Raw genomic sequence first — 12,091 nt, 5'->3', positions numbered from 1 at the left:
CGGAGGAAAAAGATGAATTTTTTGACGAGATTTAGTTTAAAAAATGCGGTAGCTGTGTTTATCGTTTCATTTTTACTTATTTTAGCGGGGCTATATTCATTTTCAAAACTAAAAATTGATTTACTGCCGAATATCGAATTTCCGCAGCTGTCTATTGAAGCAACGTATCCTGGGGCTTCTCCTGATGACGTAAATGAAAGTGTCACGTCGAAAATCGAAGACCAAGTAAAAGGAATTGAAGGCGTTAAAAGCGTACAAAGCGTATCATATGAAAACGTCGGTATTATTAATTTAGAATTCCCGTTTAATACGGATTTAGATAAAGTTGAACAACAAATTAACTCGTCGATAAAAGAATTAGATTTGCCAGAGTCATCAAATGTAGACGTAAACCGTTTTTCATTTGGTTCCTTCCCTATTTTCAACATTTCACTGTTTGCAAAAGATGATGCAAATCTTGAAAAAGTATTAAACGATGAAGTGATTCCTGAATTGAATAAAATTCAAGGTATTAACTCCGTCTCAGTTGGCGGTGTGAAAGAGGACCTTTTACAAATTACGGTCGATAAAGAAAAAGCAGCTCAAGCTGGTTTAACGCTTGATGGGATGAAAGAACAAATTAATCAAAAAGCCGTTTCCTTCCCAGCAGGAACATTAAACGGAAAAGAGCTTCAAATTCCAGTGCGAGTAGAAGAAAAAGTTGCCACGATCGATGCATTAAAGAAAATCCAGCTGAAATCCACGATGAACCCTGAAGCACAGCCTGTGAAACTTGGCGATATTGCCAAAGTCGAAGCCGTAACAGAACAAGGCGAATATACACGCTATGACGGCAAAGATGCGCTGTCGATGGCCATCACAAAAAAGCAAGACGCTAATACGGTTGAAGTGGCCAACGAAACGATGAAGATTTTGAAAAAATATGACGATCAGTTAGACTACGCAATTGGCTTTGACTCAGCTGACGGCATTGAAAAGTCTGTTGAAACATTAGTACGCGAAGGATTGCTCGGGGCATTATTTGCGTCACTCGCCGTGCTGATTTTCTTGCGTAACTTCCGTGCGACAATCATTGCGATTATATCGATTCCATTATCGCTGTTAGTATCAGCTATTTTCTTAAACCAGCTTGATATTTCGCTTAATATTATGACACTAGGTGGAATGGCTGTAGCCGTTGGGCGCGTAGTAGATGACAGTATTGTTGTGATTGAGAACATTTTCAGACGCGTTCGCCGTTCAGAAGAAGGCATGAGCAATGAGCTTGTCGAATCGTCCACAAAAGAGATTTTAAAAGCGATTACCTCGTCTACGATTACAACGGTTGTCGTATTCTTGCCAATCGGCTTTGTAGGAGGAATTACAGGAGAGTTCTTCTTGCCGTTTGCCTTAACAGTTGTTTTTTCACTGTTAGCATCTCTTCTTGTAGCGATTACAATCGTGCCGATTCTCGCAAAGTTTGCATTTAAAAAAGTACCGCCTGAAGAAAAAGAAGGAAAGCTGCAGCGCGGGTATGCAAAAGCGATTGCATGGTCGCTTAATCATAAAATCAAAATTTTGATTTTATCCTTTATTTTACTGTTTGGATCATTTGCGCTTGTTCCTTCACTTGGCTTTACGTTTATTCCAAATGAAGAACAAAAAATGCTTCAAGCCAACGTTCAATTACCGGCATCTACGTCCCTTGAAAAAACAAACGATGTATCCTTAAAAATTGAAAAGATGTTTGCGGACCAAAACGAAATTTCAGACGTGACAACGGAAGTTGGATCACGTGACTTTTCAACAGGTGTAAAACGTCCGAACCAAGTTGGCTATTTCTTGAATGTAAAAGAAGGCGTGAATGTCGATACGTTTATTGATAAAGTTCAAAAGAAAATGGAAAGCATCACGAAAGAAGAATCACCGAAAGCAACAGTTAATGTGCAAGAAGCATCAACAGGAGGGCCGCCTACAAATAATAACGTGACGGTTGATTTATATTCTTCTAATTTAGATGACTTGCAAAAGGCAGCTAAGCAAGTGGAAAACCACTTAAACAAAGACAAACGTCTTAAATATGTAACAAATAACTTCTCAGATAAGCAAAAGCAGCTTGTAGTAGAAGTAGATCCTGATAAAGCCGCAGAGTACGGGGTATCTGGATTTCAGCTGCTCGGTACAATCTCTGATCAAACCAAACCGGTATCGGTTGGAGACTTAAAATTGGATAATACAAAACGAGCGGTTCAGCTTTCGTACGATAAAGACCTTGCCTCAGTAAAAGAAATTAAAGACCTGCAAGTGTTTACAGAGAGAGGGCCTGTGTTAGTAAAAGATATCGCTGACGTTCGTACAATTGATACGTTCACTTCTATTCAAAAGCTCGACGGTAAAGTATTTGCGCGAGTAGAAGCAGACATCAAAGGCGATGATGTTCAAGCTGTGACCAAAGATGTTGTAGATGGAGTGAAAAAGCTAGACTTGCCGAAAGATGTGAGCTTGGATGGAGGAGGCGGAAGCGACGAGACAGTAGAAGTCTTCCAATCTCTAGGTCTAGCCATTTTAACAGCAATCGGCCTTGTGTATTTAACAATGCTCGTTACGTTTGGAAAAGCGCGTATTCCATTTATCATTTTATCGTCACTCATTTTTGTGCCAATCGGTTCGTTAGTTGGTCTTGTCATTGCAAAAGAACCGCTGTCTGTCAGCGTCATGATTGGATTCTTAATGCTGATTGGAATCGTTACAACAAACGCGATTGTGCTTGTAGATCGAATTACCCAAAATCGTGAACAAAAAGGCATGACAATCCGCGAAGCCCTTATTGAAGCTGGGAAAACGCGATTGCGTCCAATTTTAATGACGGCGTTTGCTACCATTGCTGCTTTAATCCCGCTGGCGCTTACTACGTCAAGCGGAACGCTGATTTCAAAAGGCTTAGCCATCACGGTAATTGGAGGACTTACGTCATCTACTCTTCTTACTTTAATTATTATTCCAGTTGTATACGAACTCTTCTTCGCAAGGCAAGTAAAAAGAGAAAAACAGCTGGAAAAAGAAACGACATAAGAACTATTTTCTAATAGAGGAAAATATGACCATAGACTATATGTTATAATAAAAGTACGTTTTAACCCCTTATATTATAGAAAAAGAAGCGGCGCTTTCGAGCGCCGCTTCTTTTTTATGTAAAATCATTATTTACAAAAAATGATTAAATGTCTTGTATGGAGGGAAAGAGTGTTAACAGGAAGCTTTACTATATCATCGTAGAGTTATCTAAAAACCATACAAAGTACAGGAGTGTCGTTTTCGTGAGTTCAACAAAGAAAGCTGTATTTATCAGTTCCATTATTTTAAATGTCCTTTTCATAGGTGTTTTTGCTTTTTATGCAACAAGCAGCAGCGCGATGAAAAATCCGCTGTCATCTAAGGGTTCGTCTAAGCAAAGCTATAGAGACAATCCTTATTACATTGAACGGACTACTTTGTTCAAGCAATTAAGTATTCCTAAAGAGTCCATCGTATTTCTCGGTGATAGCATTACCCAGCGCTCTGAGTGGAGCGAACTTTTTCATAATAAGCAGATTGTCAATCGAGGCGTAGCCGATGATACAACTGAAGGGGTATTGCATCGTTTAAAAAGCATTACAGATGCTAAACCAAAAAAGATTTTCTTAATGATTGGCATTAACGATTTAAATGAGCAAAAATCTGTAAAAAAAACCAAAGCCAATTACGCTGAAATTCTTGAGCGTATTCATAAAGAATCACCGGATACAAAAGTCTATATTCAAAGTGTACTGCCCGTCAACAATAAAAAATGCGGCGACGCAGTGGACAATAAAGATGTTATCGCATTAAACAACTATTTAGAGCGTCTCGCTAAGAAACATAATGATTCTTACATTGACCTGTATTCGAAAGTATCCAAAAACAATCAGTTAAAAAGTAGTTTCACGGTGGATGGTCTTCATTTAAAAGGCCAAGGCTATGCTGTTTGGAAACAAGAAGTTCAGTCATACGTTAATGAATAAAAAAGAGGTTGAGACGTAGCGTAACGAAACAGATGAAACTACATTCACCATAACAAAAAAACGAACCACTGATTAAACATGCTGATCAGTGGTTCGTTTTTCATTTGAGCTAAAATATTTTTGTTTCAGCTTTTTTTAGATAAGCTCTGGTAAATGTTTTTTAGCATCGTATTCGACAAGAGCATCATCGTTTTTAATACGCTGTAAATAATCAGGATTTGAAATTAGCGGGCGGCCAATAGCAGCTACGTCGATCCAGCCGGCTTGAAGCGCTTTTTCAGCTGATTCAGGCGTTAAATCACCCACGCCGATAATTGGTCCATCCCAGTACTTACGCGTGATTTCATAAAGGTTTTGGCCGTTTTGGACATCTTCGTAAAAATCAAGCATAGACGGGTGAATAATCTCAATGCCTGTTTCTTTAAAAGCTTCTGTATACGTTTGAATGGCTTTTTCGGTATCATCCCAGCGATAGTCTGGTTTATCAAGCTTATGAGGAGAGAAGCGAATCACAACGCGTTCTTTTCCGATAGCGTCAATAACAGCAGAAATCACTTCTTTCATAAACGTTAATCGCTGTGCAAGGTCGCCTCCGTATTCATCCGTGCGTTTGTTAGACCAGTCTGAATTAAATTGATCAATTAAATAGCCGTGAGCACCGTGAATTTCAACGCCGTCAAAGCCTGCTTCAATGGCATTTTTAGCTGCTTGAGCGTACTGTCCTACAACTTCTTTAATATCTTCTTTTGACATTTCTTCAGGCTCTTCGTACGGCTTGCGGAAACGAGGCACTTGACCTTGTGCTGCAATAGCAGAAGGTGCCTGAGGTTTATGTCCATTGATTAACTCAGGATGACTCAAGCGGCCAACGTGCCAAATTTGAGCAATAATCGTGCCGCCTTCTTCATGAACAGCTTCTGTTACAGGCTTCCATGAATCAATTTGTTCTTGTGTATAGATACCGGGAACGCCAGGATTTCCTTTTGCGCGTTCGCTGATAACAATTCCTTCACTAATAATTAAGCCAATACCATCCTTTGCGCGGCGGCGGTAGTAGTCTACAACGTCTTGACCGACTACGCCTGTCTCTGGATCAGCAAAGCATCGTGTCATCGGTGCCATTGCTGTACGAGTGTGTAAATCAAATGCTTCAATGTTTGTTGGTTGGAATAATTTTTCAAATTTACTCATTTTATATTCAGCTCCTTAAGAGGAAAGTATAGCTGCGAACGTTTTTGCAGCGGGTTCAGTTTATTGTAACAGGGGATTTGTTTTATCTTCAAACATTTCGACTTCCGAAAAATGATCACAAAAAAAGCCGGCTGTTTTGACAGCCAGCTTTTACAATATTAATGCTGTTTGTTAGGAAGTTTTTTCTCCGGGTGGCCAGTAGCTTGACCCTGCTTATTTTTACGCTGCTTTTCTTGATTGTCGTTCAGCTTTTGAACAAATTGATTTGTGTTTTCCATTATCCATACCTCCTTTATGAGCTTTCCCTGTTACTATAACCCATTGCACTCAAAAACATGACGCCAATCCGCTAAAAGCAGCTCCGTATATACACCGGTATATAGAAATTAACAGGAAAATCGTGTATACTGTTGTAAAAATAACGTTAATGTTTCGTGAGTTTATAATTTCTTATTCATTCATGAACAAGAAAAGGTGTTACGCAATGAGTGATTTTTTTAGCGGGAAAGAAATGTCGTTTATTTTAATTTTGACATTCAGCGTGTACATATTTGTCTGGAATGTGCCCCTTCAGGCGACCAATGCCATGATGATTTACTTTATCCTGCTATTTTTGTATACAGTCAGTAAGCTGCTTTTTTCTCCTCAGTTCCGACAATTTCCGCTTGTTAAGGTGCTATTGGCCATTTTATTTGTTCTTATGCTGGCTGAAATAATCGTTGCTTACAGCACTCATAGCATAAAGATTACAGATTTACATCATATTTTCGATTATTTCAGTCATATGGATTTGTATTCATAGTATGTACAGCCAAAAAATGATTTACGACGAAATCTTCTCTGAGTTCTGGCTGTGCTTTTTTATATTTTTTACACACTGCTTGCACAAGGAAAGAGAAAGAGTACGTTCTTTGACCAAAAGATCAGGGGAATGCCAAATTTCTTTGAATAGCTCTGTTAAGATGCTTTCGCAAGCATGTGGATCTTTTACTGCTGAATAGACAAGACGATACAAAAGCGTTTCATATCGATTGTAAAGCTGATGAAGTGCTTCTTTCTTTCGGTTTTTTATCTCTTGAATGAGTAAAAGATCATTGTTCATAAACGAGCCCCTTCGAAAATCAATTATAGTTCATTGTACCCTTGTTAAAATGAGCATAAACACCTAAAAAGGAGAGGCTTATGAGCTATGTAGTATCAAAAAAACAAGGCAAAATACTCAACGAGATATCAAAGAAGAGAACTTGGGGAAGTGAGAGACAACCTGCACGCTTTGCTCGTTACGTATCCAAATGAGCTGATAAACTTATTGTAGCTGGATGTGCATTGATTTTCCTTACAGTCGTCAGTTTACTAATCATCGGCATATATACAGTTTGTACATGGCTGTTTTTATAAAGAAAAGGTGCACATCAGTGCACCTTTTCTTTATGAATGTTGCTTCACTACGTAATTGACAATTTGTTCGGCTGCAGCGGCAGGGCCAGATGCCTGCTGGAAACTTGCGTTGATTTCTTTAATTCCTTTTTTATAGGAATCGTCGCGGACAACTTCGTCAACGGCACTTCTTAAAAGAGAGGCATTTACCGTTTCTTTTGCTAAGCGATAACCAGCGTTTAGTTCCACGAGCCTTTGAGCAACGATCGGCTGATCTTTGCCATGAGGTAAAACGACTAACGGTACGTTAAAATGAATAGCTTCGTTTACGCTGTTCATGCCTCCGTGCGTGATAAAAACGTCCGCTTCTTTTAACACGTCAAGCTGAGGAACATAGGGCAAAATAATAAAATGCTCTGGCGCTTTTTTAATTCTTTTAAAATCGGCCCGGTCTCCTGCTGCAATCACAACTTTTCCATCAAAATCGCTAAATGCGTCGATGCAAAGGTTGAAAAAGCCTTCTACGTCATGAAGTACCGTTCCCATTGAAATATAAAGAACTTTTTCGTCTTTCAGCTTTTCTAACGGAAAATCATGAGAGCGGTGACGCTTTGGAAAGCTTGGCCCAATAAATAAACACGAGTCATCAAAATGTTCATGAAGCGGCTGGAAAAAGCGGCTTGTGTACACGACCGTTAATTCGCCTTCATTGTTCATAAATTGAAGCAGATTTTTAGGCTCTATGCCAAACTGATTTTTAAGCAGGCTGAGCCCGTACTGAGCTTGTTCATCCGGCTGAAATGGAACGTCTGAATCAGGATGAAGAGGCATCATTGCTAAGCGGTCTTTCGGCATTAAAAAAGAAGCAGATGATACAATGCCAGGGATCCGCAAATAATCACGCACTAATTCGCCTGCTCCAAACTTGTCGTAAAACACAAAATCAAATTCAATTTTTTTTGATAATATATGAACAAGCTTCAGCGTATCTAAAGACGTTTGGATGTGGATGTTTAAAAAAGCGTTGATTCCTTGAGGAGTTTCAGGCTTGATGGATACACCGCTTAATAAGTCTGGGTGAATGTGTACGATAGCCCCGGCGTTTTCAAGGCGCTCTTTAAAACGCTCGGCCGTAATGTAATGAACTGTATCACCTCGGTCTGAAAAAGCTTTTACCATTCCAAGCGTTGGGTTTACGTGACCTTCAGCGGGAAAGTTGATCATTAAAATGTTTGCCATTTTTTCACTTCACTTTCGGTAAGATTTCTTCAAGCGTAATCAAATATAAGGAAGTTGACAACTAATTTGGTTAGCGCATTTATTTTTTGAAGCCCTGCCTTTGTGTATAAAATGTGAAAAAATATAACTTTTTTCCTAAAAAATAACATAATTAAACTGAGTTTATGATAGAATTTTGAGAGCACTAGAGAGAAAGAATCATTTTTGGAGGTTGCTATTTTGAGTACGTTATCAACAAATTCAGAACCGGTTTTAAAGCCTAAAAAGAAAAAAGAGTTTACTTACTTCACATTGCTTCTATTTATCGTGTTGGGCTTTGGACTGCAAATCCTAGCCGGAATTGGAGTAGCTATTTACGATGAAGTTATGGGTTCAAATATGACAGGAATTTTATTAGAAGGCCCATATGCTCTGCTTGTAGACGCGGCATTTTTTCTAGGGGTTGCGGTGCTTTATAGACCTGTGCGCAGATTTTTAAAACCTATGTGGAACGTCTCGGTATTAAAAGAAGGGAAAACGTATGTATATATTGTGGTAGGCTTTTTAATTGTAGCCGCGGTGCAGTACGTGATGCTTTCATTTTTAAACGTAGAAAGCGCAGATCAGCAGCAAAAAGATTTAAATCAAGGCAGTTTTAATCAAACGCTGCTTTCAAGCTGGATATTTTTTATAAGTGTAGCAGTTATCACGCCTATTAAAGAAGAGTTGCTTTATAGAGGTGTTTTATGTGGTTTCTTAACCAAACGCCATCACGTGCTTGTGGGCATTTTCGTTTCCGCTCTTGTATTCGGTCTTTTACATATTGGCTTTCCGATTACAGCTACCGTCATGGGACTTGTTTTCGCCATTATTTATTATCGAACAAAATCTATTTTCCCATCTATGATTTTACATATGCTGTGGAATGGATTAGTGAGTATAACCGTGTTCTTTTAAAAGAGGGTAAAACAAAGTAGTTTCGTTGAGGGAAAATCCGAACAATTCATCGTTCGGATTTTTTTATTGGTAGGATGAATCTAAGTTTCATGCATGTAGCTTCCTTCTAGCTGTTGATTGGATGGATTTCGTTATGTCTCAATTTCTTTTTATTTCGATAAAGACGCCGAATGCTTTACGCGAATTTTCCCAACTATTAATAACCCAAGAGGGTAAAATAGTCCAAATAACAGACTGTACGGAATCCACGTATCTCTGTCCCACGTTTGTTCATAGGGAATGCTTGGATACACGATAAGTGAAAATGTAACGGCAATAATGCCTAGCGGAAGAGTTAAAATTCGGTAGTTTTTTAATTCAAGAATTTGAGCGAGTCCGGAAACGGTCGCATAATAGTAGAGAGACGTTTTGAAATAAAGAGATAAAAACCACATAATGGCCATGATTACTTCAATATTTTTCAGAAAATCGGCAACTTCGATACGCCTTGCAAGCTCATAGCTTGGATATAAAGCGATACGTGTATACGTATTTCCAAGTACAAGAATGCCAAGTAATAAAATAATAATCATAATGCCTCCGCCGATTAAGCTTCCTGTAAAAAAAGCGCGGTTTCGCTGATCAGGTTCCCCTACGTGAGCAGGGAAAACGGTCAGCAATACAATGAAAGTGAGAGACGTAATACTTGTAAAGACCAGAATAGATCTAATAATAGGCTTAACGCCTACCTCTAACAAAGGCTGCAAATTCTCATAATGAATTTGAGGGAAGATCGAAAAAACTAAGATTAAAAACGGAATAACAAACCAAGGAAAGAGAATTTCAGCACAGCGGGCAATCGTTTCAATGCCAAGACGAACGCCGACAATCACAATTCCCATAAACAAAATATGAACAGCAAGCATAGGCGTTTGAATAATAATGCGAGTTGTTAGAAATGAGCCCACGTAAAACAAAACTTGACTGCAAAAAAGAAGAGTAGAAGCTACAAATAAAAGAGAGACAAACTTTCCTAGCCACTTGCCTAAAATGGCTTCGTTTAGTTCTACAAGGGTTTTATTCGGATAAAGGCTAGAAAGTTTGATATACATCCATACAAGAAAAACGCCTACACCTACGCCTAAAATGGCTGGAATCCATGCTTCTTGTTTAGAATCAGCCGTTAAGCTTCCAGGTACGACTAAAATAGTGTCGCCTAAACTATAAAAAATCACGAGTATTCGAAACTGTGCTGCGGATAATTTTATCTGACTATGCACGTTGTTCACTTCCTTTTACTTCAACAGACTGAACAAAAAATCACTAAAAGGTTTTAATAAAAAAGCAATGCCGTCTCCAGGGTTAGGGATTTCCACACCGCCATATTTTAAACTAACAATTAAAATACTTACTGTGAACAAACTCCAAAAAATTCGCTTTTCTCTTCGACTGTTCACTTTTTTTAAATAAGGTATTTCTACTAAACAAACAGCTGCACAAAGTAAAAAAATCCCTAAAAATATAAGCATGTATCAACCTCAATTAGTAACCCTTCAAAAATAATGAAGGGATGTTAAAGACGCCTGTGTTTCAAAAATAGTATCACCCAAAATGGCGTCATTTATGAAAAGTAAGACTAAAGGCAGTGCAAAACCGTGTTATAATGACCAAGTTGAGCGTTATAATAGAGAAAAAACAGCATGATTACAAACAAGTAGATACATAACAAGGTAAGGATGGGAGAGAGATAGATGGTAGACGAATTCAAAAAAATGCTAGATGACAAAGAAAAGGTACAGCTTATGATCGCCGCCGTTGTCATGCTCGGAGGCCTGGTCGTTTTGTTAAAAAGCGTTGCAACGGGTCAGGCAATGGGCCAAAAATGGCTAGAAAGTAAAGGGAATGTAGACACAGATCTGTATGTTGAAACGGTAAAAAGCTACATACACCTGTATCAAATTGTGGGTGGCGTGATGTTTGGAGGAGGCCTTCTCACGTTACTTCGTGCTAAGCTAAAGAAATAAAGCGGCAGCAAAATAAAAGATCATAGTCCAAAAGAAGTGTCATATCTTTTTAATAACTTAAAAAATAGTGAAAAGGAGTTATGTATGAATAATGAAGAAAATACACCGGCTTATCATCTGTTTATGATGATAGGAGCGCTTGCTATGCTGATTTTTGGTGTTGTCGGTTTCTTTATTCAGTATCCTGCTACGTTAAGTTTTGTGATGTGCATTGGCGGAAGCATCATATTTTTGCTGCATTTATTTGAATATATGAAACCTAAAAATGAACTATAGCATCTTCAAACGAGGAAATCTAGAAGCAAAGGAAGATGAGAAATGCAGAAACATCGTACGTACGAAACGCTAGTTGATCTTTATCAAAAAAGCGCAAAAATTCATTATGAAATCGATTACCGAGATAAAAAATCTGTAAAAAAAGGAAACCGAGCTGCAGAAGATATGAAAAAAATTGCGCAGCTCATTCATTTATACTATCCAGGCATGCTCTTTGAATTTTCAACACTGCTGACGAATCCTACTTATCGAATTGACCTATGGGCTGCACATCATATTTTAGAAATTATGAGCTATTCACCAATGCTTGAGGACAACGCGCTTTCCGTCATTGAACGCTACGCCGACGAAAATGATTTTACGGCTTTAGGGAATCGCATGTGGTTAGGTCAGTGGAGAGAAAAACAGCGCTAAAACCCATATAGGCAAACAAGAATAACTAAAAGGAAGATAGATATATGAGTTTACGTACATTAAAGAATGGTATAGGCGTCACCATTCGAGAAGCAGAATCAAAAGACGCAGAGAAAATGATTGCTTTTTACAATCGAGTGGGAGGAGAAAGTGATTTTCTTTCATTTGGAGAAGGGGAGTTTCTTAGACCAGTTTCAGAGTATGAAGTGTTTTTAGCTTCTGTAAAACAAGAGCAAAACTCTCTTATAGTCGTGACTGAAAAAGAAGAAGAAATCATTAGTATTGCATCCATCACCTCGTCTCAAAACCCGCGTAACAAGCATGTGGGTACCCTTGGTATCGTGGTAGAGAATGCTTATAGCGGGCTAGGGCTAGGAAGACAGCTAATGATTGAGCTGATTGAATGGGCACGTATGAATAAACAAACAAAAAAAATCGAACTTGTAACGCGAGAAGATAATCAAAGAGCTATTTCTTTATACAAACAGCTAGGGTTTCAAACAGAAGGATTAAAAGAAAAAGACACCTATATAAATGGCGTCTACTATAATACAATGCTTATGGGTCTTCACTTATAAAAAGAGGCTGAGACAAAAGTATGTTAAGTGAATGCAAATCCGAACGATGAATCGTTCG

13 protein-coding genes and 1 pseudogene are annotated in these 12,091 nt (G+C 38.5%); 8 read left to right on the top strand and 6 right to left on the bottom strand.

Going from position 1 to position 12,091, the window contains the following annotated elements; all coding sequences use genetic code 11:
• Nucleotides 1-12 precede the first annotated feature (12 nt).
• Together NST66_RS14955 and NST66_RS14950 are read left to right on the top strand one after the other, a co-directional pair.
• Nucleotides 13-3,051 (top strand): efflux RND transporter permease subunit, encoded by a 3,039-nt coding sequence (locus NST66_RS14955; protein WP_028414416.1) that lies wholly within the window; start codon nucleotides 13-15, stop codon nucleotides 3,049-3,051.
• 245 nt (nucleotides 3,052-3,296) lie between these two features.
• Nucleotides 3,297-4,019, top strand: coding sequence for a GDSL-type esterase/lipase family protein (locus NST66_RS14950; protein WP_098625898.1), 723 nt, complete (start codon nucleotides 3,297-3,299; stop codon nucleotides 4,017-4,019).
• Between the two features lie 135 nt (nucleotides 4,020-4,154).
• Here NST66_RS14950 and NST66_RS14945 read toward each other — a convergent pair.
• Both NST66_RS14945 and NST66_RS14940 read right to left on the bottom strand, forming a co-directional pair.
• Nucleotides 4,155-5,195, bottom strand: a pseudogene (locus tag NST66_RS14945) (alkene reductase); the annotation flags it as partial.
• Between the two features lie 173 nt (nucleotides 5,196-5,368).
• A complete protein-coding gene (locus NST66_RS14940) occupies nucleotides 5,369-5,488 on the bottom strand; it encodes a DUF4023 domain-containing protein (RefSeq protein WP_080754499.1) in 120 nt (39 codons plus the stop codon).
• Between the two features lie 206 nt (nucleotides 5,489-5,694).
• On the opposite strand from NST66_RS14940, the gene NST66_RS14935 reads away from it, so the two are divergent.
• Complete coding sequence (locus NST66_RS14935) at nucleotides 5,695-6,012, top strand: hypothetical protein (protein ID WP_028414413.1); 318 nt, start codon at nucleotides 5,695-5,697, stop codon at nucleotides 6,010-6,012.
• A gap of 21 nt (nucleotides 6,013-6,033) precedes the next feature.
• Here NST66_RS14935 and NST66_RS14930 read toward each other — a convergent pair whose 3' ends face one another.
• On the bottom strand, nucleotides 6,034-6,312 hold the full coding sequence (locus NST66_RS14930) for an RNA polymerase sigma factor (protein ID WP_028414412.1): 279 nt from the start codon (nucleotides 6,310-6,312) through the stop codon (nucleotides 6,034-6,036).
• A gap of 326 nt (nucleotides 6,313-6,638) precedes the next feature.
• On the bottom strand, nucleotides 6,639-7,826 hold the full coding sequence (locus tag NST66_RS14925; RefSeq protein ID WP_028414411.1) for a macrolide family glycosyltransferase: 1,188 nt from the start codon (nucleotides 7,824-7,826) through the stop codon (nucleotides 6,639-6,641).
• Between the two features lie 219 nt (nucleotides 7,827-8,045).
• Between NST66_RS14925 and NST66_RS14920 the strand changes: the two genes are divergently transcribed.
• Nucleotides 8,046-8,762 (top strand): CPBP family intramembrane glutamic endopeptidase, encoded by a 717-nt coding sequence (locus NST66_RS14920; RefSeq protein ID WP_028414410.1) that lies wholly within the window; start codon nucleotides 8,046-8,048, stop codon nucleotides 8,760-8,762.
• Between the two features lie 149 nt (nucleotides 8,763-8,911).
• Here NST66_RS14920 and NST66_RS14915 read toward each other — a convergent pair whose 3' ends face one another.
• Both NST66_RS14915 and NST66_RS14910 read right to left on the bottom strand, forming a co-directional pair.
• Nucleotides 8,912-10,021 (bottom strand): GerAB/ArcD/ProY family transporter, encoded by a 1,110-nt coding sequence (locus NST66_RS14915; protein WP_028414409.1) that lies wholly within the window; start codon nucleotides 10,019-10,021, stop codon nucleotides 8,912-8,914.
• A gap of 15 nt (nucleotides 10,022-10,036) precedes the next feature.
• Nucleotides 10,037-10,270 carry a hypothetical protein gene (locus NST66_RS14910; RefSeq protein WP_049165455.1) on the bottom strand — a complete coding sequence of 78 codons (234 nt, stop codon included), beginning with the start codon at nucleotides 10,268-10,270 and terminating at the stop codon, nucleotides 10,037-10,039.
• A 222-nt stretch (nucleotides 10,271-10,492) separates the two neighbouring features.
• Here NST66_RS14910 and NST66_RS14905 point away from each other — a divergent pair, with 222 nt between their 5' ends.
• The 4 genes from NST66_RS14905 to NST66_RS14890 all read left to right on the top strand — a co-directional run bounded on the left by NST66_RS14905 (nucleotide 10,493) and on the right by NST66_RS14890 (nucleotide 12,033).
• The gene (locus tag NST66_RS14905; protein WP_049165452.1) at nucleotides 10,493-10,765 is read left to right on the top strand and encodes a hypothetical protein; all 273 of its coding nucleotides are present in this window, start codon (nucleotides 10,493-10,495) and stop codon (nucleotides 10,763-10,765) included.
• A gap of 84 nt (nucleotides 10,766-10,849) precedes the next feature.
• Nucleotides 10,850-11,041 carry a hypothetical protein gene (locus NST66_RS14900; protein WP_014459359.1) on the top strand — a complete coding sequence of 64 codons (192 nt, stop codon included), beginning with the start codon at nucleotides 10,850-10,852 and terminating at the stop codon, nucleotides 11,039-11,041.
• Nucleotides 11,042-11,083: 42 nt separating this feature from the next.
• Nucleotides 11,084-11,455 carry a hypothetical protein gene (locus tag NST66_RS14895; RefSeq protein WP_013083874.1) on the top strand — a complete coding sequence of 124 codons (372 nt, stop codon included), beginning with the start codon at nucleotides 11,084-11,086 and terminating at the stop codon, nucleotides 11,453-11,455.
• A 44-nt stretch (nucleotides 11,456-11,499) separates the two neighbouring features.
• Nucleotides 11,500-12,033, top strand: a complete 534-nt coding sequence (locus NST66_RS14890) for a GNAT family N-acetyltransferase (RefSeq protein WP_033580571.1) — start codon at nucleotides 11,500-11,502, stop codon at nucleotides 12,031-12,033.
• The last annotated feature ends 58 nt before the right edge of the window (nucleotides 12,034-12,091 follow it).

The sequence above is a fragment of the Priestia sp. FSL W8-0524 genome (assembly GCF_038005965.1).
Lineage (GTDB): Bacteria > Bacillota > Bacilli > Bacillales > Bacillaceae_H > Priestia > Priestia zanthoxyli.
This window is presented reverse-complemented; position numbering and strand designations above follow the sequence as displayed.